Source organism: Burkholderia sp. R-40 (assembly GCF_049942845.1).
Classification (GTDB): domain Bacteria; phylum Pseudomonadota; class Gammaproteobacteria; order Burkholderiales; family Burkholderiaceae; genus Burkholderia; species Burkholderia ambifaria.
In genome coordinates, this window is record NZ_CP187967.1 from 1611730 (window position 1) to 1637186 (window position 25457).

At 65.0% G+C, this 25457-nt stretch carries 18 protein-coding genes; 13 read left to right on the top strand and 5 right to left on the bottom strand.

Translation table 11 applies throughout. From position 1 onward, the window contains the following. Positions 1–187: 187 nt before the first annotated feature. From scpB to truB, 7 genes are all read left to right on the top strand, one after another. On the top strand, positions 188–1210 hold the full coding sequence (scpB, locus tag ACP26O_RS07520) for an SMC-Scp complex subunit ScpB (protein WP_175665103.1): 1023 nt from the start codon (positions 188–190) through the stop codon (positions 1208–1210). Positions 1211–1270: 60 nt separating this feature from the next. Then, complete coding sequence (gene rluB / locus ACP26O_RS07525; RefSeq protein WP_175665104.1) at positions 1271–2989, top strand: 23S rRNA pseudouridine(2605) synthase RluB; 1719 nt, start codon at positions 1271–1273, stop codon at positions 2987–2989. Positions 2990–3404: 415 nt separating this feature from the next. Next, positions 3405–3863, top strand: coding sequence for a ribosome maturation factor RimP (rimP, locus tag ACP26O_RS07530; protein ID WP_006752291.1), 459 nt, complete (start codon positions 3405–3407; stop codon positions 3861–3863). Then, positions 3863–5338 carry a transcription termination factor NusA gene (gene nusA, locus ACP26O_RS07535; protein WP_006757628.1) on the top strand — a complete coding sequence of 492 codons (1476 nt, stop codon included), beginning with the start codon at positions 3863–3865 and terminating at the stop codon, positions 5336–5338. Before rimP ends, nusA begins: the two co-directional genes overlap by 1 nt. A 91-nt stretch (positions 5339–5429) precedes the next feature. Beyond that, positions 5430–8348, top strand: coding sequence for a translation initiation factor IF-2 (infB, locus tag ACP26O_RS07540; protein ID WP_175660682.1), 2919 nt, complete (start codon positions 5430–5432; stop codon positions 8346–8348). A 114-nt stretch (positions 8349–8462) separates the two neighbouring features. Beyond that, on the top strand, positions 8463–8861 hold the full coding sequence (gene rbfA / locus ACP26O_RS07545) for a 30S ribosome-binding factor RbfA (RefSeq protein WP_006752288.1): 399 nt from the start codon (positions 8463–8465) through the stop codon (positions 8859–8861). 13 nt (positions 8862–8874) lie between these two features. Beyond that, positions 8875–9807: a tRNA pseudouridine(55) synthase TruB gene (truB, locus tag ACP26O_RS07550; protein ID WP_175665105.1), complete on the top strand. Its 933-nt coding sequence runs from the start codon at positions 8875–8877 to the stop codon at positions 9805–9807. A gap of 102 nt (positions 9808–9909) precedes the next feature. On the opposite strand, the gene ACP26O_RS07555 is transcribed toward truB, so the two are convergent. The 4 genes from ACP26O_RS07555 to ACP26O_RS07570 form a co-directional block, all read right to left on the bottom strand. Then, on the bottom strand, positions 9910–11469 hold the full coding sequence (locus ACP26O_RS07555; protein WP_011656691.1) for a DHA2 family efflux MFS transporter permease subunit: 1560 nt from the start codon (positions 11467–11469) through the stop codon (positions 9910–9912). Between the two features lie 28 nt (positions 11470–11497). Continuing rightward, on the bottom strand, positions 11498–12715 hold the full coding sequence (locus ACP26O_RS07560) for an efflux RND transporter periplasmic adaptor subunit (protein ID WP_012363744.1): 1218 nt from the start codon (positions 12713–12715) through the stop codon (positions 11498–11500). Positions 12716–12767: 52 nt separating this feature from the next. After that, a complete protein-coding gene (locus tag ACP26O_RS07565; RefSeq protein ID WP_175665106.1) occupies positions 12768–14264 on the bottom strand; it encodes an efflux transporter outer membrane subunit in 1497 nt (498 codons plus the stop codon). Between the two features lie 84 nt (positions 14265–14348). Next, positions 14349–14843, bottom strand: a complete 495-nt coding sequence (locus tag ACP26O_RS07570) for a MarR family winged helix-turn-helix transcriptional regulator (RefSeq protein WP_105834276.1) — start codon at positions 14841–14843, stop codon at positions 14349–14351. 322 nt (positions 14844–15165) lie between these two features. On the opposite strand from ACP26O_RS07570, the gene typA reads away from it, so the two are divergent. The 6 genes from typA (at position 15166) to ACP26O_RS07600 (ending at position 24851) form a co-directional block, all read left to right on the top strand. After that, a complete protein-coding gene (gene typA / locus ACP26O_RS07575) occupies positions 15166–16992 on the top strand; it encodes a translational GTPase TypA (RefSeq protein WP_006752282.1) in 1827 nt (608 codons plus the stop codon). Positions 16993–17309: 317 nt separating this feature from the next. Continuing rightward, on the top strand, positions 17310–20174 hold the full coding sequence (locus ACP26O_RS07580) for a 2-oxoglutarate dehydrogenase E1 component (RefSeq protein WP_006752281.1): 2865 nt from the start codon (positions 17310–17312) through the stop codon (positions 20172–20174). A gap of 135 nt (positions 20175–20309) precedes the next feature. Next, a complete protein-coding gene (odhB, locus tag ACP26O_RS07585) occupies positions 20310–21587 on the top strand; it encodes a 2-oxoglutarate dehydrogenase complex dihydrolipoyllysine-residue succinyltransferase (protein ID WP_175665107.1) in 1278 nt (425 codons plus the stop codon). Positions 21588–21668: 81 nt separating this feature from the next. After that, on the top strand, positions 21669–23099 hold the full coding sequence (gene lpdA / locus ACP26O_RS07590; protein WP_175665108.1) for a dihydrolipoyl dehydrogenase: 1431 nt from the start codon (positions 21669–21671) through the stop codon (positions 23097–23099). A 99-nt stretch (positions 23100–23198) separates the two neighbouring features. Next, positions 23199–24296 (top strand): cell division protein ZapE, encoded by a 1098-nt coding sequence (zapE, locus tag ACP26O_RS07595; RefSeq protein ID WP_006752278.1) that lies wholly within the window; start codon positions 23199–23201, stop codon positions 24294–24296. Positions 24297–24440: 144 nt separating this feature from the next. After that, positions 24441–24851, top strand: a complete 411-nt coding sequence (locus tag ACP26O_RS07600) for a transposase (protein WP_006752277.1) — start codon at positions 24441–24443, stop codon at positions 24849–24851. Positions 24852–24950: 99 nt separating this feature from the next. Here ACP26O_RS07600 and ACP26O_RS07605 read toward each other — a convergent pair whose 3' ends face one another. Next, complete coding sequence (locus ACP26O_RS07605) at positions 24951–25412, bottom strand: DUF2147 domain-containing protein (protein ID WP_175665109.1); 462 nt, start codon at positions 25410–25412, stop codon at positions 24951–24953. Positions 25413–25457 lie beyond the last annotated feature (45 nt).

Below are 25457 nucleotides of genomic sequence, written 5' to 3' on the forward strand. Positions count from 1 at the left end.
CGCTCAGTCACGCGGTTCCGTCGTTGAGCCGTGCTGTTCCGTCCGGTTTGGGCCTGGCTTGAAGTTGGTTCGCCGCCCCCGGTTCGTGCTCCCATCAATATGACCGATCAGAATCGGGCGAGCGCGTCTTCCGTTACTTTCGTCTGTTTGATCCGGTTCGTTTGACCACAGGGTCTGGCCTAGCTGCATGAATACCCAAGAGGCGAAGATCGTCCTCGAGACTGCTTTGATCTGCGCGCAGGAACCGCTGAAGCTCGGCGATTTGCGCAAGCTCTTTGCCGACGGCGTGTCGGCTGACACGGTCCGCACGTTGCTCGAAGATCTGAAACAGGATTGGTCCGGCCGCGGTGTCGAACTGGTGGCGCTGGCAACCGGATGGCGCTTTCAGAGCAAGCCGGCGATGCGTCACTACCTGGATCGACTGCATCCCGAGAAGCCGCCGAAATATTCGCGCGCGGTGCTCGAAACGCTCGCGATCATTGCGTATCGGCAACCCGTCACGCGCGGCGACATCGAAGAGATTCGCGGCGTCACGGTCAATACACAGGTGGTCAAGCAGCTCGAGGATCGCGGCTGGATCGAGGTGATCGGGCATCGCGACGTGCCGGGGCGTCCGGCGCTGTATGCGACGACCAAGCAGTTCCTCGACGATCTCGGCCTGAAGGCGCTCGACGACCTGCCCGCGCTCGAGGAGCCCGCCGCGAACATCGAGGCAGCGCTGCTCGCGCAGCAGGCGATGGACTTCGACGGCGACGTGCCGGCGGTGGAAGCGGCGCCGGAAGCCGGCGAAGCGGCGGTCGACGAACCGCACGCGCAGCCGGACGAATTGCAGGGCGACGCGGCGACGGACGTCGCGTCGACGCACGAAATACCGAACCGCGATACGCTGGAAGCTGATCGCGTTCAAACCGAACGGGGCGGCGCCGAAGCAGCGCCGGCCGGCGGGCAGTCCGAGCCGCCGCGCGCGGAGTGGAACGAGGAAGATCGCAAGCCGGCCGCCGACGTGGTTGCCGGAGACGGAGCGGAGGCGCTCGGCGACATGCCGGGCGAGGCTGGAAACGCCGGCGCCTCACGATCCGGTCCCGCGGATGGCGAGATGCTGGACGATACGTCCGACAGCCTTGCCGATGCCGTACGCAGTGCCAGTGCGCCCATCGGCGCCGACGCGCTGCCGGACGACGAAGCAGAACCCGAACAGCGCCGCGCCTGATCGCGGCCGACTTCTTGCCGCGCCCGCGCCGGGCGCGAGACCTGACATTTTGAGGTTGTTTTGACAGATATCCACGATATTGAATCGTCCGCGCCTGCCGCACAGGCCGCGCGTGCCGACGATGCGCCGGAGCAGGACGCTCCGGCCGCGGGTGGTGACGAGCGTCCCCGCCGCGGCCTGCGGCGCGGTCCGCGCAGCCTGATCGCGCGTCGCCGCGCGGCGACCAAGTCGAAGGGCGCCGAGGGCGAGTCGCAGGACGGCGAAGGCGCAGACGCGCCGCCGGCCGAGGCCGCCGAAGCGCAGCCCGCGCGCGCACCGCGCAAGGAAGGCGCGGCCAGGGGCGGCCGCAAGCCGGCCGCCAAGCGTGAAGGTGCACCCAAGGGTGCGCAGGGCGGACAAGGCGGCCAGGGGCGGCGTGGCGGCCCGGCGAAAGCCGAGGGCGGCGCGGCGAAGGCCGAAGGCGATGCAGCGTCGCAGGACGATCTGTTCGCCTATGTGACGTCGCCGGCCTTCGACGCGGACAACTCCGCGGGCGGCAGCGGCGTGCGTGCACCGATGCTGCGGCGCGGTCGCACCCAGCCGACGAACAAGCGCGTGCTGTCGCCGGACGACGACGCGCCGAAGCTTCACAAGGTGCTCGCGGAAGCGGGCATGGGCTCGCGTCGCGAAATGGAAGAGCTGATCGTCGCCGGCCGCGTGTCGGTGAACGGTGAGCCTGCGCACATCGGCCAGCGCATCATGCCGACCGACCAGGTCCGCATCAACGGCAAGCCGGTCAAGCGCAAGCTGCCGAACAAGCCGCCGCGCGTGCTGCTGTACCACAAGCCGACGGGCGAGATCGTCAGCCATGCGGATCCGGAAGGTCGTCCGTCGGTGTTCGATCGCCTGCCGCCGATGAAGACGGCGAAATGGCTCGCGGTGGGCCGCCTCGACTTCAACACCGAAGGTCTGCTGATGCTGACCACGTCCGGCGATCTCGCGAACCGCTTCATGCATCCGCGTTACAGCGTCGAGCGCGAGTATGCGGTGCGTGTCGTCGGCGAGCTGTCCGAAGGGATGCGGCAGAAGCTGCTGCATGGCGTCGAGCTCGATGACGGCCCGGCGAACTTCCTGCGCATCCGCGACGGCGGCGGCGAAGGCACGAACCACTGGTATCACGTTGCGCTGGCCGAAGGCCGCAACCGCGAAGTGCGCCGTATGTTCGAAGCGGCCGGCCTGATGGTGAGCCGCCTGATCCGTACGCGCCACGGCCCGATCCCACTGCCGCGCGGCCTGAAGCGCGGTCGTTGGGAAGAGCTCGACGAGGCGCAGGTGCGCAAGCTGATGGCGACCGTCGGCCTGAAGGCGCCGTCCGAGGAAAAGGGCAAGCGCGGTGGCAGTGGGCCGGCCGAGCGCCGCCAGCCGGATCCGATGCAGACGTCAATGGGCTTCATCAGCCGTGAGCCGGTGCTGACGACGCATGGTCAACTCGACCAGCCGCGTCGCGGCGGCGGTCGGCGCGGCGGCCCCGGCCTGCCGGGCCTGAGCGGCTACGGCAGCCTGCCGGTTTCGCCGTCGGGCCATGGCAACCGCTCGGGTGGCGGTCGCGACGTCGACGGCAATCGTGCGTCGTATGGCGCCGGTCCCAAGCGTGAAGGCGGCGCGGGTGCCAAGCGTGGCGGCAGCAAGGGCGGCGGTAACCGCAACCCGAACGGCAATCGCGCCGAAGGCGGCGGCAACGCCGGTGGCGGTGCACGCGGTGGCCAGCGCCCGCAGCGCAATCGCTCGCGCGGTCGCTGAGCGTTTCCGGCGGACGGCGGCGTTAAGCCGCCGGCGCGCCGGCGAAATCGGCATGAATCCGGTTCGGTCGGCACGTGCGCTGCGTGACTTGCTTTCGACTGTATATATATATCGCTGCCGGATTGTGCCTGGTCGGACAGTCCGGTTTCGCATTTTTGGTCGGCAAATGCGGACTGGGCGCTGCATTTACCGGCTAGCTTGGCGTTTGCGCCAAAAAACGCTATAATCGCAGAGTCGCTGGGCGTACGGATTCAATGTGCGGCTCAGGTGCGACCACCAGTAAGAAGATGGGCGTTCCGCCCATTTTTTTTTGCTGAAACGGTTAGGCATCTCGGGTAGCGCTTCCTGCGCCGGCTAAGGCGCGCGCCCGCGGGTGTAATCGCGAGCGGCGGGCGCGAACACCTGAGAGGACACTGTGCAACTGACGGAACTGATAGAAACCACGGTCACCGGGCTCGGCTACGAGCTGGTGGATCTCGAGCGCACCGGGCGCGGCATGCTTTGCATCTATATCGATCAGCTTGCCGGCATCTCGCTCGAAGATTGCGAAAAGGTCACGCGTCAGCTCCAGCACGTCTTGACGGTCGAAAACATCGATTACGAACGGCTCGAAGTCTCGTCTCCGGGGCTCGACCGCCCGTTGAAGAAACTGGCCGACTTCGAGCGCTTCGCCGGCAGCGAAGTTTCCGTGACCTTGAAAAAGCCGCTGGACGGGCGCAAGACGTACCGCGGCATTCTGCACGCGCCGAATGGCGAAACGATCGGTTTGGAATTTGAGGGGAAGAAGGGCGAGGCGGCCATGCTGGATTTCACGCTGGCAGACATCGACAAAGCCCGCCTGATTCCGCAAGTTGACTTTAGGAGCCGCAAATAATGAGTCGCGAAGTGTTGATGCTGGTGGATGCGCTGGCGCGCGAGAAAAACGTCGACAAGGATGTGGTGCTGGGCGCCCTCGAGGCTGCGCTCGCGTCCGCTTCCAAGAAGCTGTTCGACGAAGGCGCCGAAATCCGCGTCCATATCGATCGCGAAAGCGGCGAGCACGAAACCTTCCGTCGCTGGCTCGTCGTCCCTGACGAGGCAGGCTTGCAGGAGCCGGATCGCGAGATCCTGCTGTTCGAAGCGCGTGAGCAGAACCCCGACGTCGAAGTCGGCGAATTCGTCGAGGAGCCGGTGCCGTCGATCGAGTTCGGCCGTATCGGCGCGCAGGCCGCCAAGCAGGTGATCCTGCAGAAGGTGCGCGATGCCGAGCGCGAGCAGATCCTGAACGACTACCTCGAGCGCGGCGAAAAGATCATGACGGGCACGGTGAAGCGCCTCGACAAGGGCAACTTCATCGTCGAATCGGGCCGCGTCGAAGCGCTGCTGCGCCGCGACCAGCTGATTCCGAAGGAAAACCTGCGCGTGGGCGACCGCGTGCGTGCGTACATCGCGAAGGTCGACCGCACCGCGCGTGGTCCGCAGATCGAACTCTCGCGCACGGCGCCCGAGTTCCTGATGAAGCTGTTCGAGATGGAAGTGCCGGAAATCGAGCAAGGCCTGCTCGAAATCAAGGCAGCCGCTCGCGATCCGGGCGTGCGCGCGAAGATCGGCGTGATCGCCTACGACAAGCGGATCGATCCGATCGGTACCTGCGTCGGCATCCGCGGCTCCCGCGTGCAGGCCGTGCGCAACGAGCTTGGTGGCGAAAACATCGACATCGTGCTATGGTCCGAGGATCCCGCCCAGTTCGTGATCGGCGCGCTCGCGCCGGCAGCCGTCCAGTCGATCGTCGTCGATGAAGAAAAGCACTCGATGGACGTCGTCGTCGACGAGAACGAGCTGGCTGTCGCGATCGGCCGCAGCGGTCAGAACGTTCGCCTTGCCGGCGAACTGACCGGCTGGCAGATCAACATCATGACGCCGGACGAATCCGCCCTGAAGCAGGGTGAAGAGCGCGATCGACTGCGTGCGCTCTTCATGGCGCGTCTCGACGTCGACGAAGAAGTTGCCGATATCCTGATCGACGAAGGCTTCACGAGCCTCGAAGAGATCGCTTACGTGCCGCTCAACGAAATGCTCGAAATCGAGGCATTCGACGAGGACACCGTGCACGAGCTGCGCAACCGCGCACGCGACGCACTGTTGACGATGGCGATCGCGAACGAAGAAAAGGTCGAAAACGCAGCGCTGGATTTGAAGGGCCTCGACGGCATCACGCCGGAGTTGCTCGCAAAGCTGGCCGAACACGGCATGCAGACGCGGGACGATCTCGCCGAGCTGGCTGTGGATGAACTGGTCGACATGACCGGGATGGAAGAGGATGCCGCTAAGGCGTTGATCATGAAAGCACGTGAACACTGGTTCCAGTGAGAAATGACCATGGCGCACTGATTTGATGGCGGCCTTATGGCCTGACCCGATGCTAACCGCAAGGAATCGGTCCTTGCACTAAGAGGAATGAATGGCGAGTAACAACGTAGCCCAATTTGCCGCGGAACTGAAAATGCCTGCTGGTGTGCTGCTCGAACAGCTGCAGGCAGCGGGCGTCCAGAAAGCGAGTGAAGACGATGCGCTGTCCGAGGCGGACAAGGCGCGTCTGCTCGATCATTTGCGCAAGTCGCACGGCGCAACCGACGGCGACAAGCGCAAGATCACGCTGACCCGCAAGCATACGTCGGAGATCAAGCAATCTGACGCGACGGGCAAGGCTCGCACCATTCAGGTCGAGGTCCGCAAGAAGCGTACGTTCGTCAAGCGCGACGACGTGGCCGAAGGTGCGGAACAGGGTCAGGCGCAGGTCGCCGAAGCGGACGACGATGCGGAACTGAAGCGTCGCGAGGAAGAAGCGCGCCGCGAGGCCGAGCTGCTCGAGAAGCAGGCGCAGGAACTGCGCGAGCGCCAGGAGCGCCTCGAGCGCGAGGAAGCCGAGCGCCGCGCCCGCGAGGAAGCGGCCGAAGCCCAGCGTCGTCGTGCCGAGGAAGAAGCGGCAGCGAAGCGTGCCGCGGCCGCAGCCGTAGAGGCACAGCAGGCTGCTGCCCAGCAGGCCGCCGAGGCTCAGCAGGAAACGGCCGGAGCGCAGTCCGCGCAGGACGAAGCACGCGCGGCCGCCGAACGTGCGGCCCAGCGCGAAGCGGCGAAGAAGGCCGAGGACGCTGCCCGCGAGGCGGCGGACAAGACGCGCGCCGAGCAGGAAGAGATTCGCAAGCGTCGCGAGGCGGCCGAGGCCGAAGCGCGCGCGATCCGCGAAATGATGAACACGCCGCGCAAGGCCGTGGTCAAGGCAGTCGAGCCGCCGAAGCCGGTGGAACCGCCGAAGCCGGTCGAAGCGAAGGGCACGCTGCACAAGCCGGCAAAGCCGGCGGGCGCAAGCGCGGCACGTCCGGCCGTGAAGAAGCCGGCCGGCGCAGCGCCGGCGACCACGCAGGCACCGGCAGGTGCGGGCGACCGCAACAAGAAGCCGGGTGGCGGCAAGGGCGGCTGGCAGGACGACGCAGCGAAGCGCCGCGGCATCAAGACGCGCGGCGATTCGAGCGGCGGCGTCGACCGCGGCTGGCGCGGCGGCCCGAAGGGTCGTGGCCGTCACCAGGACAGCGCATCGACGTTCCAGGCACCGACCGAACCGATCGTGCGTGAAGTGCACGTGCCGGAAACCGTCTCGGTTGCCGATCTCGCGCACAAGATGTCGATCAAGGCCTCGGAAGTCATCAAGGTGATGATGAAGATGGGCCAGATGGTCACGATCAACCAGGTGCTGGACCAGGAAACGGCGATGATCGTCGTCGAGGAACTGGGCCACCGCGCGGTTGCCGCGAAGCTGGACGATCCGGAAGCGCTGCTGGTCGAAGGCGAGACCACCACCGATGCGGAGCAACTGCCGCGTCCGCCGGTCGTCACCGTGATGGGCCACGTCGACCACGGCAAGACCTCGCTGCTCGACCACATCCGCCGCGCGAAGGTTGCAGCGGGCGAAGCGGGCGGCATTACGCAGCACATCGGCGCATACCACGTCGAAACGCCGCGCGGTGTCATCACGTTCCTCGATACGCCGGGTCACGAAGCGTTCACGGCAATGCGTGCACGCGGCGCGAAGGCGACCGACATCGTGGTGCTGGTGGTGGCTGCCGACGACGGCGTGATGCCGCAGACGAAGGAAGCCATCGCTCACGCGAAGGCGGGTGGCGTGCCGATCGTCGTGGCGATCAACAAGATCGACAAGCCGGAAGCGAACCCGGACCGCGTCAAGCAGGAACTGGTCGCTGAAGGCGTCGTGCCGGAAGAATACGGTGGCGATTCGCCGTTCGTGCCGGTGTCGGCGAAGACGGGCGTCGGTATCGATGACCTGCTCGAGAACGTGCTGCTGCAGGCCGAAGTGCTGGAACTGAAGGCACCGATCGAGGCGCCGGCCAAGGGCATCGTGATCGAAGCGAAGCTGGACAAGGGCAAGGGCCCGGTCGCGACGATCCTGGTGCAGTCGGGTACGCTGAACCGCGGCGACGTCGTGCTCGCAGGCTCGGCTTATGGCCGCGTGCGTGCGATGCTCGACGAGAACGGCAAGCCGACGAAGGAAGCCGGCCCGTCGATCCCGGTCGAAATCCAGGGTCTGTCGGAAGTGCCGGGTGCCGGCGAGGAAGTGATCGTACTGCCGGACGAGCGCAAGGCGCGCGAAATCGCGCTGTTCCGCCAGGGCAAGTTCCGCGACGTCAAGCTGGCGAAGCAGCAGGCCGCGAAGCTGGAAAGCATGCTCGAGCAGATGGGCGAAGGCGAAGTGCAGAACCTGCCGCTCATCATCAAGGCGGACGTGCAGGGCTCGCAGGAAGCGCTCGTGCAGTCGCTGCTCAAGCTGTCGACCGACGAAGTGCGCGTGCAGATCGTGCACAGCGCGGTGGGTGGCATCAGCGAAAACGACGTCAACCTCGCGACGGCATCGAAGGCGGTCATCATCGGCTTCAACACGCGTGCGGATGCACAGGCGCGCAAGCTGGCCGAATCGAACGGTATCGACATCCGCTACTACAACATCATCTACGACGCAGTGGATGAGGTGAAGGCCGCGATGTCGGGCATGCTGGCGCCGGAGAAGCGCGAAGTCATCACCGGTATGGTCGAGGTGCGCCAGGTGTTCAAGGTGCCGAAGATCGGCACGGTCGCCGGCTGTATGGTCACGGACGGTATCGTCAAGCGCTCGTCGTCGGTGCGCGTACTGCGCAACAACGTCGTGATCTTTACGGGCGAACTCGAATCGCTGAAGCGCTTCAAGGACGACGTGAAGGAAGTGAAGCAAGGCTTCGAGTGCGGTATGTCGGTGAAGAACTTCAACGACGTCACCGAAGGCGACCAGTTCGAAGTCTTCGAAGTGACCGAAGTCGCGCGTACGCTGTAATCGTCGCGTATCGGCTCGTGGGCGGGGCAGGCTTGTGGGCCTGTCCCGCCCATTTTCATGGCGGCGCGCCAGACGGCGGCCGCATTATCCTGATAAACGAATCAGGGATGGATCATGTCCAGGAAACGTACTTCCCCCAATCGCAACGTTCAGATCGCCGACCAGATTCAGCGCGATCTGTCCGAACTCATCATGCGCGAGGTCAAAGACCCGCGCATCGGTATCGTGACCATCCAGAGCGTGGAGCTCACGCCGGACTACGCGCACGCGAAGATCTATTTCACGGCGCTGACCGGCGATCCGGACAAGACGCAGGAAGCGCTGAACCACGCGTCGGGTCACCTTCACAACCTGCTGTTCAAGCGCCTGCACATTCATACGGTGCCGACGCTGCATTTCCATTACGACCAGACGATCGAGAAGGCCGTGGAAATGTCGCGCCTGATCAAGGAGGCCAACTCGACGCGCGCGAAGGACGACGACGAAGCCGACGCGCCCGCGAAGGACGATTGAGCGCGCGCGCCCTATGACGAATGCAGCCTCCCAGCGTCCGCGCGTGCCCCGGCGCGCGCTGGACGGCGTCCTCCTGCTCGACAAGCCGGTCGGCCTGTCGAGCAACGACGCCCTGATTCGCGCGAAGCGCCTGCTTCTCGCGAAGAAAGCCGGTCACACCGGCACGCTCGATCCGCTGGCCTCGGGCCTGTTGCCGCTGTGCTTCGGCGAGGCGACGAAGTTCTCGCAGGACTTGCTGGAAGCGGACAAGACCTACGAAGCGACGATGCGTCTGGGCGTGCGCACGACCACCGGCGACGCGGAAGGCGACGTGCTCGACACACGCGCGGTCGAATGCGATCGCGCGGCGGTGGAAGCCGCGCTCGTGCGCTTCACCGGCGAGATCGTGCAGGTGCCGCCGATGTATTCGGCGCTCAAGCGCGACGGCAAGCCGCTGTACGAATATGCGCGCGCGGGCCAGACCGTCGAACGGGAAGGCCGCAACGTGACGATTCTTGCACTCGACCTGCTGGCCTGCGAGCTGCCGGACGTGACGTTTCGCGTGACCTGCAGCAAGGGCACGTATGTGCGTACGCTGGCCGAAGATATCGGCGAAGCGCTCGGTTGCGGCGCGCATCTGACGATGTTGCGTCGTACGGGTGTCGGTGCGCTGACGCTCGAGCATGCGGTGACGCTCGACGCGCTGTCCGATGCGGACGAAGCGGCGCGCGATGCGTGGCTTCAGCCGGTCGACGCGCTGTTGTCGACGTTTCCGCTGGTGCGTCTCGACGAAGCCGGCGCGAAGCGGTTCCTGCATGGTCAGCGCTTGCCGCTGTCGGCGCTCGATCCGATCGATGCGGCGGAGGGCGAGCGTGTGCGCGTATACGATGCGGCACGGCTGCTCGGCGTGGCGCGCAAGGCCAACGGCGTGCTCGCACCCGAACGCCTGGTCGTGACGGCTGCGTGATGCGCGGCGCGCAAGCGCCGCCGTCGGAATAAAAAAATAGCCCGGTCGGAATCGACCGGGCTATTTTGTTTGGCGCGCGCGTTCGAGCGCGGTGCTCAATGTTCAGTGCGCAGCCGACGCCGCCGCCCCCGCATCGCCGCCGCCCGCGCGTTCGGGCTTCGTGATCCAGATGAGTCCGATCAGCAGCACGAAGATCGCCGCCGAGATGTAGAACAGATCGTTCACGCCCAGTTGCGCGGCCTGCTGCGTGGCCATGTTGTTGATGAGGCCGTGCGCCTGGTTCTGCGTTAGCCCGAGGTTGCCCATCTGCGTGACGGCCTGGTTGAACGTCGGGTTATACGGGTTCGCCTGCTCGACCAGTTGCGCGTGGTGGAAGTTGTTCCGGTGATCCCACGCGGTCTGGAAGATCGACGTGCCGATGCCGCCGCACATGATCCGCACGAAGTTCGACAGGCCCGACGCCGCGGGAATGCGATGGCCGGGCAGGCCGGACAGCGTGATCGACACGAGCGGGATGAAGAAACCGGCCATCGCGATGCCTTGCACGAGCGTCGGCAGCGTCAGCGACCACTCGTCGACGCCGGTCGTGTAGCGCGAGCGCATCCAGAAGCACAGCGCGAACGTCAGGAACGCGGCGGTCGCGATGTAGCGCGGGTCCGTGCGCGGCAGGAACTTGCCGGTCAGCGGCGACAGCAGGATCGCGAACAGCCCGACGGGCGCCATCACGAGGCCCGCATCGGTGGCCGTGTAGCCGATCTGGGTCTGCAGCCACAGCGGCAGCAGCACGAGGTTGCCGAAGTAGAGCCCGTAGCCGACCGCGAGCGCGATCGTGCCGCCCGTGAAATTGCGCATGCGGAACAGCGACAGGTCGACGACCGGATGTTCGGCGGTCAGCTCCCAGATCACGAAGAACGCGAACGAGATGACCGCGATCAGCGCGAGCGCGATGATCGTCGTCGACGCGAACCAGTCGAGATCCTTGCCCTTGTCGAGCATGATCTGCAGCGAACCGACCCAAAGCACGAGCAGCGCGAGGCCGACGCCGTCGATCGGCGCGCGGCGCACCGTCGATTCGCGCGTGCGATAGATCGACCACGTGGCCAGCGCGGCGGCGATGCCGACCGGGATGTTCACGTAGAAGATCCACGGCCACGAATAGTTGTCGGAGATCCAGCCGCCGAGGATCGGGCCCGCGACCGGTGCGATCAGCGTCGTCATCGACCACAGCGCGAGCGCCATCGGCGCCTTCGCGCGCGGGTAGCTCGACAGCAGCAGCGATTGCGACAGCGGAATCATCGGCCCCGCGACCGCGCCCTGGAGCACGCGCGACGCGAGCAGGAACGGCAGGGTCGGCGCCAGCCCGCACATCCACGACGAGATGACGAACAGGAGGATCGACGCGAGGAACAGGCGAACCTGTCCGAAGCGATCGGTCAGCCAACCCGTCAGCGGCACGGAGATCGCGTTCGCGACCGCGAACGACGTGATGACCCACGTACCCTGGTCGGACGATACGCCGAGGTCGCCCGAGATGGTCGGGATCGCGACGTTCGCGATGGACGTGTCGAGCACGTTCATGAACACCGCGAGCGATACCGCGATCGTCCCGAGCACGAGTTGCCCGCCCTGCAGGGGCGGGTGGGAGACTGGAGCCTGTGCCATGTCGGTAGTTTTTCCGGAGTCGGAGTCGTTACATCATCTTGGCGGCGCCGCTCGCCTTCGCGGCGGCCGGCGCCGGCGCGTTGCCGCCCGCGTTCTCGGCGATGATGCGTGCGATCTCGGCGTCGGCTTCATCGCCGTACTTCGCGAACACGTTGGTCTCGTAGACGGTGTTCTGCGCGTTGGCGAGCTGGTCGCCGCGCTCGTCCTTGATGTTGACGTCGACCTGCATCGACAGGCCGATACGCAGCGGGTGCTTCTCGAGCTCCTTCGGATCGATCTCGATACGCACCGGCAGGCGCTGCACGACCTTGATCCAGTTGCCCGTCGCGTTCTGCGCCGGCAGCAGCGAGAACGCCGAACCCGTCCCGGCCGAGAAGCCGACGACCTTGCCGTGGTAGACCGCCGACGAGCCGTAGATGTCGGCCGTCAGCTCGACCGGCTGGCCGATGCGCATGTGCTTGAGCTGGACTTCCTTGAAGTTCGCGTCGACCCACACCGCATTGAGCGGCACGACCGACATCAGCGGGTTGCCCGGCGACACGCGCTGGCCGACCTGCACCGAGCGCTTCGCGACATAGCCGGTGACCGGCGCGGGCAGCACGTTACGCGCGTTCGCGAGGTACGCGTCGCGCACCTTCGCCGCGGCAGCCATCACGTTCGGGTGCGACGCGATCGTCGTGTTCGCGGTCAGCGCGCGGTTCGATGCGAGCTGCTGTTGCGCCGCGTCGACCGACGCCTGGGCGGCGCGCACCGCGTCGCGAGCGTGGGAGATTTCTTCCTGCGACACGGCGCCCGTCTGCGCGACGGCCACCCGGCGGCGCAGGTCGTCCTGCGCCTTCGACAGGTCGGACTGGCGCAGCGCGACTTGCGCACGGTATTGATCGTCGTTGACGAACAGGCCGCGGACCTGGCGCACCGTCTGCGCGAGGTTGGCCTCGGCCTGCTGCAGCGCGACCTGCGAGTCGGCCGGATCGAGCACGACCAGCGGGTCGCCGGCCTTGACCGTCTGCGTATCGTCGGCCTTCACGGCGATCACGGTACCCGTGATCTGCGGCGTGATCTGCACGACGTTGCCGTTCACGTACGCGTCGTCGGTCTCTTCATGGAAGCGCGCGACGAGGAAGTAGTACAGGCCGTACGCGATGGCCGCGATCACGATGACCGCGATCAGCAGCGTCATCATCCGTTTGCGCTTCCCGTTGTTCTGCGGCTGTGCGCTGGCGGCGTTTTGTTGAGGGTCGCTCATGGCGATTTTCTCCGTCCGTTATTTCGAGTGTCTGCGTAGTGGTGGCGCCGGATCAGTTGGCGGCCTGTTTCGTCGGCTTGTCGGCGTCGGGCGCGGCGAGCCGCGTGCCGGTCGCGTCGAACCCGCCGCCGAGCGCCTTGATCAGCGCGAGCTGCATGTCGCGCCGGCGCATCTTCAGGTTGGTCACCGTCTGTTCCGATGCGAGGCGGTTGCTGTCCGCGGTCAGCACCTGGAGCTGGGGCGACAGGCCGGCCTTGTAGCGGATCACGGCGAGATCGTATGCACGCGTCGACGCGTCGAGCGCACGCTGCGCGTCGTCCATCTGGCGATCGACCGCGCGGATCGACGCGACCTGCGTCGCGACGTCGTTCAGCGCGTTGATCAGCGTCTGGTTGTAGTTCGCGACCGACAGGTCGAAGTCCGCATAGCGGCCCTTGAGCTGCGCGCGCAACGCGCCGGCATCGAAGATCGGCAGGTGGATGGCCGGACCGAACTGCGCCTGGCGGCTCGCGAAATTCAGGAATTTGCCCCAGCCGAACGCATCGAAGCCGAAGCCGGCCGCGAGGTTCACGTCCGGGAAGAATTCGGCCTTCGCTTCCTTCACGTCGTGCATCGCGGCCTCGACCTGCCAGCGCGCGGCGACGATGTCGGGGCGGCGCGACACGAGGTCGGCCGGCAGGTTGCCGGGCAGCGCGACGTCGCCGGCCGGGCTCATCACCGGCGCGGCGATCTGAAGCCCGCGGTCCGGACCCTTGCCGAGCAGCGCGGCGAGCTGGTAGCGCACGGTCGTGATCTGGCCGTCGAGGTCGGACAGCGACGCCTGGGTCGTCGCGATATTGCCGCGCGCGGTCTGGCGTTCGACGTTGGTGTCGAGGCCGGCCGACACGCGGCCGTCGGTGATCTTGCCGACCGTCTGGCGGTTGGTGATCTCGCGTTGCGCGATGTCGCGCAGCGCATAGAGTTGCGCGAGCGAGTTGTAGGTGCGGGCGACCGATGCCGCGAGCGTGATGCGCGCCTGCTGCATGTCGGCTTCCGCGGCCTTTTCCTGCGACACGGCCGTGTGCAGGCGCTCGCGATTCTTGCCCCACAGGTCGAGATCCCACGACGCGCTCGCGAGCGCGTTGTTCTCGCTGTACCACTGGCCGCCGTACGGCGGCGGGAACAGCGCGTTCGACGAATACAGCTCGCGCGTCCACGAGTAGCTGGCTTCGGCCTTCGGCATCAGGTTCGAGCGCGACGATTCGATGTACGACGATGCTTTCGCGATGCGCGCCTGCGCCTGCGCGATCGACGGGCTGCCCTCGAGCGCTTCGTCGATCAACTTCGGCAGCTGCGGATCGCCGAACTGGTTGGCCCAGTCGAGCGCCGGCCACTGGCCGCCCTGGGCCGGCAGGCTCTGGGTGGTGTCGAATTGCGACGCGGGAGCGATCTGCTTGTCGCTCTTGATGCCGATGTAGTTTGCGCAGCCCGCCAGCGCCAGCGCGGCAACCGCGGCGGCGACGGCGGCGCGGCACGACCCGGCGCGCATGGACAACGGGGAGGGTTTCATCGCGCTGTTCCCTGACTCGGAATGAATGATGGACACTGCAAGGATTTCCTTACATTAATCTGTCAAAAGTAATTGTTATGGCAACTATTGCGGGGCGCTACCGCCGGCGTTCTCGCAATAGTTGCTGAGAATGCGGCGCAGCATGCTCTTGAGGAACCCGACTTCTTCCGGCGTAAATCCGCCCAGCAGCTCGTCGAGCACGCTGCGGAACACCGGCGGCAGCCGCTCGGCAAGCGCCCGGCCTTCGTCGGTCAGCTCGAGCCGCACGACCCGCCGATCCTCGATGCTGCGCACGCGGGACAGCAGCCCGCGCTTCTCGACGCGATCGAGCAGGCGCGTGACCGCGCTCGCGTCGATCCCGTATTCCCGCGCGAGCTCGGCGGCCGTCGAGCATCTGCCGACTGCGATCATGAACAGCATGCTCGCCTGCGTGCCGGTGATGCCGAGCTCTTCCTGCGTGCGCTGCGTGACGAGGTTGGTCATCACCGATTTCACACGCGACATCAGATAACCGACGCTGTCGTTCATCTGATAGGAGGACAGCGGCGAAACAGGCGGTTGGGAAGGAGAATCCGACATAAAACCCTGAAGCTGCAATAGTTGACTAGGCAGCAGTATAGGCACAATTGCTTGCCGCGGCAAATGTTAATCGAACGGACGAGGGCGCGCTCCGCGCCCCAAAATCCCCTTGTCGGCGTCAGGGTCTTCGGCGTGCCGCCGGCCCGTCGACCCGGGGCGGGGCAGCCGCAGGGGCGGGTGGTTTGTTGCGCTGCAACGAAGAGTCCGGCTGCCGCCACGCTCACGTGCTATAATTTGTGGTTTCCAAGCTGCAACGCGCGCGCACGTGTCCCACGGACTGACGAGCGTGCGCGTTTGCGCGTTCAACGATTTCCAGGTTTCTATGACCCGCGCCCTTCGCAATATCGCCATCATCGCCCACGTCGACCACGGCAAGACCACGCTCGTCGACCAACTGCTCCGCCAGTCCGGCACCTTCCGCGAGAACCAGCAGATTGCCGAACGGGTGATGGACTCGAACGACATCGAAAAAGAGCGCGGGATCACGATTCTCGCGAAGAACTGCGCGGTCGAATACGAAGGCACGCACATCAACATCGTCGACACGCCGGGGCACGCGGACTTCGGCGGCGAGGTGGAGCGCGTGCTGTCGATGGTCGACTCGGTGCTGCTGCTCGTCGACGCGGTCGAAGGCCCGATGCCGCAGACCCGCTTCGTCACGAAGAAGGCGCTCGCGCTCGGCCTGAAGCCGATCGTCATCGTCAACAAGATCGATCGTCCGGGTGCGCGGATCGACTGGGTCATCAACCAGACCTTCGACCTGTTCGACAAGCTGGGCGCGACCGAAGAGCAGCTCGACTTCCCGATCGTCTACGCATCGGGCCTGAACGGCTATGCGTCGCTCGACCCGGCCGCGCGCGAGGGCGACATGCGCCCGCTGTTCGAGGCGGTCCTCCAGCACGTGCCGGTCCGTCCGGCCGATCCGGACGCGCCGCTGCAGCTGCAAATTACGTCGCTCGACTATTCGACGTACGTCGGCCGGATCGGCGTCGGCCGCATCACGCGCGGCCGCATCAAGCCGGGTCAGCCGGTCGCGATGCGCTTCGGCCCGGAAGGCGATGTGCTGAACCGCAAGATCAACCAGGTGCTGTCGTTCACGGGCCTCGAGCGCGTGCAGGTCGACTCGGCCGAAGCAGGCGACATCGTGCTGATCAACGGTATTGAAGATGTCGGCATCGGCGCGACGATCTGCGCGGTGGATACGCCGGAAGCGCTGCCGATGATCACCGTCGACGAGCCGACGCTGACGATGAACTTCCTCGTCAACTCGTCGCCGCTGGCCGGCCGCGAAGGCAAGTTCGTCACGAGCCGCCAGATCCGCGATCGCCTGATGAAGGAACTGAACCACAACGTCGCGCTGCGCGTGAAGGACACGGGCGACGAAACGGTGTTCGAAGTGTCGGGCCGCGGCGAACTGCACCTGACGATTCTCGTCGAAAACATGCGCCGTGAAGGCTATGAGCTGGCCGTGTCGCGTCCGCGCGTCGTGATGCAGGAAATCGACGGCGTGCGCCACGAGCCGTATGAGCTGCTGACCGTCGACGTCGAGGACGAGCACCAGGGCGGCGTGATGGAAGAGCTCGGCCGCCGCAAGGGCGAAATGCTCGACATGGCGTCGGACGGCCGCGGCCGCACGCGTCTGGAATACAAGATCTCGGCGCGTGGCCTGATCGGCTTCCAGAGCGAATTCCTGACGCTCACGCGCGGCACGGGCCTGATGAGCCACATCTTCGACTCGTACGCACCGGTCAAGGACGGCTCGGTCTTCGAGCGCCGCAACGGCGTGCTGATCTCGCAGGACGACGGCGCGGCAGTGGCATACGCACTGTGGAAGCTGCAGGATCGCGGCCGCATGTTCGTGAAGCCGGGCGACGCGCTGTATGAGGGCATGATCATCGGCATCCACAGCCGCGACAACGACCTCGTCGTGAACCCGATCAAGGGCAAGCAGCTGACCAACGTGCGTGCGTCGGGTACCGACGAAGCCGTGCGTCTCGTGCCGCCGGTCCAGATGTCGCTCGAATACGCGGTCGAATTCATCGACGACGACGAGCTCGTCGAAGTGACGCCGCAGTCGATTCGCCTGCGCAAGCGCTTCCTGAAGGAGCACGAGCGTCGCCGCGCGAGCCGCGAAGGCGCGGTCGACTAAGCATCGATCGTTCCCGTGCATGACGAAAAAGGCTGCCTTCGGGCGGCCTTTTTTGCATTCTCGCGAGGTGCAACCGGAGCGGTTGCAAAACACTGTTCCCCGGTGTCGTGGCAATCGGGCAAAACCCCGTCGTACGGCCCTTCCGGGCGCATCTCGCCGTGAACTTCGGTATCGGTTCTGTGATATGCTGCGCGCACGCAAGTTTTAGGTCCTTCCAAGCAAGACTTGATTCGCAATCCGCTAAACGGTCAGGCCGTGTCGCGGAAGGTTGAGCAACCCGCTATTTCTCGAGAAGCTCGAAGAAAGGTGAGCGTAAAATGTCAGATGTAATGAAGCAGTTTCAGCTGAACTCCTATCTGTTCGGCGGCAATGCTTCGTACGTTGAAGAACTGTACGATGCATACCTCAACAATCCGGCATCGGTGCCGGAGAACTGGCGAGAGTATTTCGACGCGCTGCAGAACGTGCCTGCAACCGACGGCTCGACCGCCAATGACGTCGCTCATTTTCCGATCGTCGAATCGTTCGCCGAGCGTGCGAAGGCCAATGCCTTCATCCCGCGCGAAAGCACCAGCAATCTGGCGACCGCGCGCAAGCAGGTCCACGTCCAGTCCCTCATCAGCGCCTATCGCTTCCTCGGCTCGCAATGGGCCAATCTGGATCCGCTGAAGCGTCGCGAACGTCCCGCCATTCCCGAGCTCGAACCCGCGTTCTACGACTTCTCCGAAGGCGACCTCGACCAGACCTACAGCGCAAGCAACCTGTATTTCGGTTTCGACCAGGCTTCGCTGCGCGACATCGTCAAGGGCCTGCGTGACACGTACTGCGGCACGATCGGCGCCGAGTTCATGTACATCAGCGATCCGGAGCAGAAGCGCTGGTGGCAGGAGCGCCTGGAATCGACCCGCGCGACGCCGGCCTTCTCGGTCGACAAGAAGAAGCACATCCTGAATCGCCTGACGGCAGCGGAAGGCCTCGAGCGCTATCTGCACACCAAGTACGTCGGCCAGAAGCGCTTCTCGCTCGAAGGCGGCGAAAGCTTCATCGCGGCGATGGACGAAGTCGTCCAGCACGCAGGCAAGAGCGGCGTGCAGGAAATCATCATCGGCATGGCGCACCGCGGCCGTCTGAACGTGCTGGTCAACACGCTGGGCAAGATGCCGGCCGACCTGTTCGCCGAATTCGAAGGCAAGCACGTCGACGACCTGCCGGCCGGCGACGTGAAGTATCACAAGGGCTTCTCGTCGGACGTGTCGACCGAAGGCGGCCCGGTCCACCTGTCGCTCGCGTTCAACCCGTCGCACCTCGAAATCGTGAACCCGGTGGTCGAAGGTTCCGCGAAGGCGCGGATGGACCGTCGCGGCGACGAAGACGGCCTGCAGGTGCTGCCGGTGCAGATCCACGGCGACGCGGCCTTCGCCGGCCAGGGCGTCGTGATGGAAACGCTGAACCTCGCGCAGACGCGCGGTTACGGCACGCACGGCACGCTGCACATCGTCATCAACAACCAGATCGGCTTCACGACGTCCGACCCGCGCGACGCGCGCTCGACGCTGTACTGTACCGACGTGGTCAAGATGATCGAGGCGCCGGTGCTGCACGTGAACGGCGATGATCCGGAAGCCGTCGTGCTCGCGATCCAGATCGCGATCGACTACCGGATGCAGTTCCACAAGGATGTCGTGATCGACATCGTCTGCTTCCGCAAGCTGGGTCACAACGAGCAGGACACGCCGGCCGTCACGCAGCCGCTGATGTACAAGAAGATCGCGCAGCACCCGGGCACCCGTGCGCTGTACGCCGAGAAGCTCGTGCAGCAGGGCGTGATCACCGCGGAAGACGCCGACAACTACGTGAAGGCGTACCGCAAGGCGATGGACGACGGCCACCACACCGTCGATCCGGTCCTGTCGAACTACAAGAGCAAGTACGCGGTCGACTGGGTTCCGTTCCTGAACCGCAAGTGGACGGACGCAGCCGATACGGCCGTGCCGCTCGCCGAACTGAAGCGCCTCGGCGAACGCATCACGACGGTCCCGGAAAACTTCAAGGTTCACCCGCTCGTCGAGCGCGTGATCAACGACCGCCGCAACATGGCGCGCGGCGACCAGCCGCTCGACTGGGGCATGGGCGAACACCTCGCATTCGCGTCGCTCGTCGCATCGGGCTACTCGGTGCGCCTGACGGGCCAGGACTCGGGCCGCGGTACGTTCACGCACCGTCACGCGGTGCTGCACGACCAGAACCGCGAGCGCTGGAACGACGGCACGTACGTGCCGCTGCAGAACATCGCCGAAGGTCAGGCGAAGTTCACGGTGATCGACTCGGTGCTGTCGGAAGAAGCGGTGCTGGGCTTCGAATACGGTTACTCGACCGCCGAGCCGAACACGCTCGTGCTGTGGGAAGCCCAGTTCGGCGACTTCGTCAACGGTGCGCAGGTCGTGATCGACCAGTTCATTTCGTCGGGTGAAGTGAAGTGGGGCCGCGTGTCGGGCCTGACGATGCTGCTGCCGCACGGCTACGAAGGCCAGGGTCCGGAACACTCGTCGACCCGTATCGAGCGTTTCCTGCAACTGTGTGCCGATCACAACATGCAGGTCGTTCAGCCGACGACGCCGGCGCAGATTTTCCACCTGCTGCGTCGCCAGATGATCCGTCTGTTCCGCAAGCCGCTGATCGTCGCCACGCCGAAGTCGCTGCTGCGCCACAAGGAAGCGGTGTCGGATCTGTCGGAACTCGCGAAGGGTTCGTTCCAGCCGGTGCTGGGCGAAACCGACGGCGGCATCGACGCGAAGAAGGTCAAGCGCGTGCTGGCATGCTCGGGCCGCGTGTATTACGACCTCGTCGCACATCGCCGCGAAGCGAAGGCGAACGACGTCGCGATCATCCGTATCGAGCAGCTGTATCCGTTCGCGCACAAGCAGTTCGAAGCCGAAATGAAGAAGTACGAGAACGCGACTGAAGTGGTCTGGGTGCAGGACGAGCCGCAGAACCAGGGCCCCTGGTTCTACGTCGAGCACCACCTGAAGGAAGGCATGAAGGAAGGGCAGAAGCTGGCATACAGCGGCCGTCCGGCTTCGGCCTCGCCGGCGGTTGGCTACTACGCGAAGCACTACGAGCAGCAGAAGGCACTGATCGAAGGTGCGTTCGGCCGCCTGAAGAGCGCATCGATCGCGAAATAACCGACGGAAGCGAAACGGGAAGGCGCGCGGCGCTTTCCCGTCTCTTTTGGCCCGCCGGGCGCGTCGCGCGCCGCTTCGGCCGAAGGAATCGCACGAACCTCGTCATTACCCAGATTAAGCATCCAGGAAAATCACATGGCTATCGTAGAAGTCAAAGTCCCCCAGCTTTCGGAGTCGGTGTCGGAAGCCACCATGCTGCAGTGGAAGAAGAAGCCGGGCGAAGCAGTCGCGCAGGACGAAATCCTGATCGAACTCGAGACCGACAAGGTCGTGCTCGAAGTGCCGGCACCGGCCGCGGGCGTGCTCGCGCAAGTGCTGCAGAACGACGGTGACACGGTCGTTGCCGACCAGATCATCGCGACGATCGACACCGAAGCGAAGGCAGGTGCTGCCGAAGCCGCGGCAGGCGCCGCAGAAGTGAAGCCGGCGGCAGCACCTGCCGCAGCCGCACCGGCAGCCCAGCCGGCTGCCGCTATCGCATCGAGCTCGGCTGCCGCATCGCCGGCCGCGTCGAAGCTGCTGGCCGAGAAGGGCCTGTCGGCAGGCGACGTTGCAGGTTCGGGCCGCGATGGCCGCGTCACGAAGGGCGACGCGCTCGCAGCTGGCAGCGCACCGAAGGCCGCTCCGGCCGCCGCACCGGCGAAGACCGCCGCTGCGAAGCCGGCGCTGCCGGAAGTGAAGGTGCCGGCGTCGGCAGCGACGTGGCTGAACGACCGTCCGGAACAGCGCGTGCCGATGTCGCGCCTGCGTGCGCGCATCGCCGAGCGTCTGCTCGAGTCGCAGCAGACCAACGCGATCCTGACGACGTTCAACGAAGTGAACATGGCTCCGGTCATGGAACTGCGTAACAAGTACAAGGACAAGTTCGAGAAGGAACATGGCGTGAAGCTCGGCTTCATGTCGTTCTTCGTGAAGGCGGCTGTGCACGCGCTGAAGAAGTTCCCGCTGGTGAACGCGTCGATCGACGGTAACGACATCGTCTATCACGGCTACTTCGACATCGGTATCGCGGTCGGTTCGCCGCGCGGCCTGGTCGTGCCGATCCTGCGCAATGCGGATCAACTGAGCCTCGCCGAGATCGAGAAGAAGATTGCCGAATTCGGTCAGAAGGCGAAGGACGGCAAGCTGTCGATCGAGGAAATGACGGGCGGTACGTTCTCGATCTCTAACGGCGGCGTGTTCGGCTCGATGCTGTCGACCCCGATCATCAACCCGCCGCAGTCGGCCATCCTCGGCGTGCACGCGACGAAGGAGCGCCCGGTTGTCGAAAACGGCCAGATCGTGATCCGTCCGATCAACTACCTGGCGCTGTCGTACGACCATCGGATCATCGACGGCCGCGAAGCCGTGCTGTCGCTCGTCGCGATGAAGGACGCGCTGGAAGATCCGGCACGCCTGCTGCTCGATCTGTAAGCCGAGTCTCACTGCATTGACCCGCTCCGCACGCTCGCGCCACCGCGCGAGCGTGCGGACGTACAAGTAGAAAGGATTGTCATGTCCAAGGAATTTGACGTCGTCGTGATCGGCGCCGGCCCCGGTGGCTACATCGCCGCGATTCGCGCTGCGCAGCTCGGCAAGACCGTTGCCTGTATCGAGAAGTGGAAGAACCCGGCCGGCGCGCTGAAGCTCGGCGGCACCTGCCTGAACGTCGGCTGCATTCCGTCGAAGGCGCTGCTCGCGTCGTCGGAAGAGTTCGAGAACACGTCGCATCACCTGGCCGACCACGGCATCACGGTCGACGGCGTGAAGATCGACGTCGCGAAGATGCTCGGCCGCAAGGACGCGATCGTCGAGAAGATGACGAGCGGGATCGAGTTCCTGTTCAAGAAGAACAAGATCACCTGGCTGAAGGGCCATGGCAAGTTCACCGGCAAGACCGACGCCGGCGTGCAGATCGAAGTGAGCGGCGAAGGTGAAACCGAAGTCGTCACCGCGAAGAACGTGATCATCGCGACGGGCTCGAAGGCGCGTCACCTGCCGAACGTCCCGGTCGACAACAAGATCGTGTCGGACAACGAAGGTGCGCTGACGTTCGAGTCGGTGCCGAAGAAGCTCGCCGTGATCGGCGCGGGCGTGATCGGCCTCGAGCTCGGCTCGGTGTGGCGTCGCCTGGGTGCCGAAGTGACGGTGCTCGAAGCGCTGCCGGCGTTCCTCGGCGCGGCCGACGAAGCGCTCGCGAAGGAAGCGGCCAAGCTGTTCAAGAAGCAAGGCCTCGACATCCAACTCGGCGTGAAGATCGGTGACGTGAAGACGACCGCGAGCGGCGTGTCGATCGCCTACACGGACAAGGACGGCAACGCGCAGACGCTCGACGCCGACCGCCTGATCGTGTCGGTCGGCCGCGTGCCGAACACCGACAACCTCGGCCTCGAGGCAATCGGCCTGAAGGCGAACGAGCGCGGCTTCATCGACGTGGACGACCACTGCCGTACGGCCGTGCCGAACGTCTACGCGATCGGCGACGTGGTGCGCGGCCCGATGCTCGCGCACAAGGCGGAAGACGAAGGTGTGCTGGTCGCGGAAGTGATCGACGGCCAGAAGCCGCACATCGACTACAACTGCATTCCGTGGGTGATCTACACGTACCCGGAAATCGCCTGGGTCGGCAAGACGGAGCAGCAGTTGAAGGCCGAAGGCCGCGAGATCAAGTCGGGCAAGTTCCCGTTCTCGATCAACGGTCGCGCGCTCGGCATGAACGCGCCGGACGGTTTCGTGAAGATGATCGCGGACGCGAAGACCGACGAACTGCTCGGCGTGCACGTGATCGCGGCGAACGCGTCGGACCTGATCGCCGAAGCCGTGGTGGCGATGGAGTTCAAGGCGGCGTCGGAAGACATCGCACGCATCTGCCATCCGCACCCGTCGATGTCGGAAGTGATGCGCGAAGCGGCGCTCGCCGTCGACAAGCGCTCGCTGAACAGCTGAGTGCGGTATAGCGGCGGCCGGCCCTTGGCCGGTGCGGCCGTCTCATGACGAAGGCGGGCGGGAGTTTCCCGCTCGCCTTCGTTTTTTCCGGTTTGCCCGATGAACGTCACCGAATACTACACGCGCGAATTGACCACGCGCGGCTATCAGTCCGATCCCGCCCAGCGCGCGGCCGTCGACCGCCTGCAGCACTGCTTCGACGAGTGGGTCGACTACAAGGCGCGCCGCTCGAACGCGTTCAAGAAGCTCATCAATCATCCGGACCTGCCGCGTGGTGTCTACATGTGGGGCGGCGTCGGCCGCGGCAAGAGCTTCCTGATGGACAGCTTCTACGCGGTGGTGCCCGTGCAGCGCAAGACGCGCCTGCACTTCCACGAATTCATGCGTGAAGTGCACCGCGAACTCGAGGAGCTGAAAGGGCAGGCCGATCCGCTCGACGAACTCGCGCGACGCATCGCGAAGCGCTACCGGCTGATCTGCTTCGACGAATTCCACGTATCGGACATCGCGGACGCGATGATCCTGTACCGGCTGCTCGATCGCCTGTTCAACAACGGCGTGCAGTTCGTGATGACGTCCAACTACGATCCTGACGACCTGTATCCCGATGGCCTGCATCGCGACCGCATGCTGCCGGCGATCGCGCTGATCAAGGAAAAGCTCGACGTGCTGAACGTCGACGCGGGCGTCGACTATCGCCAGCGCACGCTCGCGCAGGTGCGGATGTATCACACGCCGCTCGGCGCGGACGCCGATCGTGAACTGCGTCATGCATTCGCGAAGCTCGCCGCAGTGCCCGACGAAAGCCCGATCCTGCATATCGAGAAGCGCGAGCTGAAGGCGTTGCGCAAGGCCGACGGGGTCGTCTGGTTCGATTTCGCGACGCTCTGCGGCGGCCCGCGTTCGCAGAACGACTATCTCGAGCTGGCGAGCCGTTTTCACGCGATCGTGCTGTCCGAAGTGCCGCAGATGTCGCCGCGCATGGCATCGGAGGCGCGGCGCTTCACGTGGCTCATCGACGTGCTGTACGACCACAAGGTCAAGCTGCTGATGTCGGCGGCGGTGCCGGCGGAGCAGTTGTACGTCGAAGGGCCGATGGCGAACGAGTTCGCGCGCACGGTGTCGCGGATCGTCGAGATGCAGTCGAAGGAATACATTGAAACGCCGCGTCGCATCGTCGATACTTCGCTGACCTGAGCGTAGTTTTCGATAAATGACGGGCTTTAAACGTCAATTCCGGTCAAATTATCGCGATCCCCAGGTATTTTCGGACTTGTCTTATATTCATCGTTGAAGTCGGCCGATATCGTTGTGTCATGGTTCCTAAGGCTGGAGATATCCATGACACCGTATCGCGATCTGACCGACCACGAGTGGCACTGCGTCGTGCCGCTTCTGCCCGAAATGCAGCCGCGCACCGAGTTGCGCGGCCGGCCGTTGGCCAACACGCGCGCCGTCCTGAACGGCGTTCTATGGGTCATCTATAGCGGCGCGACCTGGTCCGCGATGCCGCGTCGTTACCCTTCATATCAGACATGCCATCGCCGCTTCAAGGTCTGGCACGAGACCGGCACGTTGATGCAGGTGATGCGTGAGCTGTATGGCGACGCAGGCGTGAATCTGTGCAACGAACTGTCCACGCGGATGCGCAAGCACACGCAATCGAAGGCGGCAGAGGCGCGGGGTGCCGCGGCGCCGGTGTATCGTGCACCGGGCAGTTATGCGTCGGATACGCTGAAGCACGCTGCGTGATGTCGCCCGGTTTCATTCACGCACGCACCCAAACAAAATCGGCCTGACTACATCGCAGGCCGATTTTTCATTGCGTCGCGCGTATCGACGCGCGTCGCGTTATTGTGCGCGAACCCAGGTCTGCGACCGGCCGAGCAGCGATACGCCGACGTAGCCGCGCACGACGAGCTTCTGGCCGCCGTCTGCCAGCGACATCTTGCACTTGTAGACCTTGCCGTTTTCCGGGTCGAGAATGTTGCCGCCGTCCCAGTGGTCGCCGTCCTTCTTCATCGCCTTGATGATCGTCATGCCTTTGATGAGCTGATCCTTGCGCTCGTCCGTGCACGCTGTGCAGCGGCGATCGGGCGTGTCGTTGGCGCCGAGGCCCTTGACGACCTTGCCGGACAGCATACCGTCGCCGTCCTCGGCGATCTGCACGAGTGCCTTCGGCTGATGCGTGTTGTCGTCGATCGTCTGCCACATGCCGACAGGGTTGTCGGCCTGCGCGTAGGTGGGGGCGGCGCAAGCGAGCAGGGCACTTGCGACGGCCAGTGCGCGCAACGGGCGGGTCAGTTGAATCATCGTCTTCCTCCTTGTTTCATGTCGTGTTCGATTCGCTCGCACGAC

What these genes read in the sequence shown, in the direction of transcription:
- ACP26O_RS07600 (WP_006752277.1), top strand. Translation starts at nt 24,441, where the DNA reads ATGACACCGTATCGCGATCTGACCGACCACGAGTGGCACTGCGTCGTG.
- ACP26O_RS07565 (WP_175665106.1), bottom strand. Translation starts at nt 14,264, where the DNA reads ATGAAACCCTCCCCGTTGTCCATGCGCGCCGGGTCGTGCCGCGCCGCC.
- scpB (WP_175665103.1), top strand. Translation starts at nt 188, where the DNA reads ATGAATACCCAAGAGGCGAAGATCGTCCTCGAGACTGCTTTGATCTGC.
- ACP26O_RS07580 (WP_006752281.1), top strand. Translation starts at nt 17,310, where the DNA reads ATGTCAGATGTAATGAAGCAGTTTCAGCTGAACTCCTATCTGTTCGGC.
- odhB (WP_175665107.1), top strand. Translation starts at nt 20,310, where the DNA reads ATGGCTATCGTAGAAGTCAAAGTCCCCCAGCTTTCGGAGTCGGTGTCG.
- ACP26O_RS07570 (WP_105834276.1), bottom strand. Translation starts at nt 14,843, where the DNA reads ATGTCGGATTCTCCTTCCCAACCGCCTGTTTCGCCGCTGTCCTCCTAT.
- ACP26O_RS07605 (WP_175665109.1), bottom strand. Translation starts at nt 25,412, where the DNA reads ATGATTCAACTGACCCGCCCGTTGCGCGCACTGGCCGTCGCAAGTGCC.
- truB (WP_175665105.1), top strand. Translation starts at nt 8,875, where the DNA reads ATGACGAATGCAGCCTCCCAGCGTCCGCGCGTGCCCCGGCGCGCGCTG.
- infB (WP_175660682.1), top strand. Translation starts at nt 5,430, where the DNA reads ATGGCGAGTAACAACGTAGCCCAATTTGCCGCGGAACTGAAAATGCCT.
- ACP26O_RS07560 (WP_012363744.1), bottom strand. Translation starts at nt 12,715, where the DNA reads ATGAGCGACCCTCAACAAAACGCCGCCAGCGCACAGCCGCAGAACAAC.
- ACP26O_RS07555 (WP_011656691.1), bottom strand. Translation starts at nt 11,469, where the DNA reads ATGGCACAGGCTCCAGTCTCCCACCCGCCCCTGCAGGGCGGGCAACTC.
- nusA (WP_006757628.1), top strand. Translation starts at nt 3,863, where the DNA reads ATGAGTCGCGAAGTGTTGATGCTGGTGGATGCGCTGGCGCGCGAGAAA.
- zapE (WP_006752278.1), top strand. Translation starts at nt 23,199, where the DNA reads ATGAACGTCACCGAATACTACACGCGCGAATTGACCACGCGCGGCTAT.
- lpdA (WP_175665108.1), top strand. Translation starts at nt 21,669, where the DNA reads ATGTCCAAGGAATTTGACGTCGTCGTGATCGGCGCCGGCCCCGGTGGC.
- typA (WP_006752282.1), top strand. Translation starts at nt 15,166, where the DNA reads ATGACCCGCGCCCTTCGCAATATCGCCATCATCGCCCACGTCGACCAC.
- rbfA (WP_006752288.1), top strand. Translation starts at nt 8,463, where the DNA reads ATGTCCAGGAAACGTACTTCCCCCAATCGCAACGTTCAGATCGCCGAC.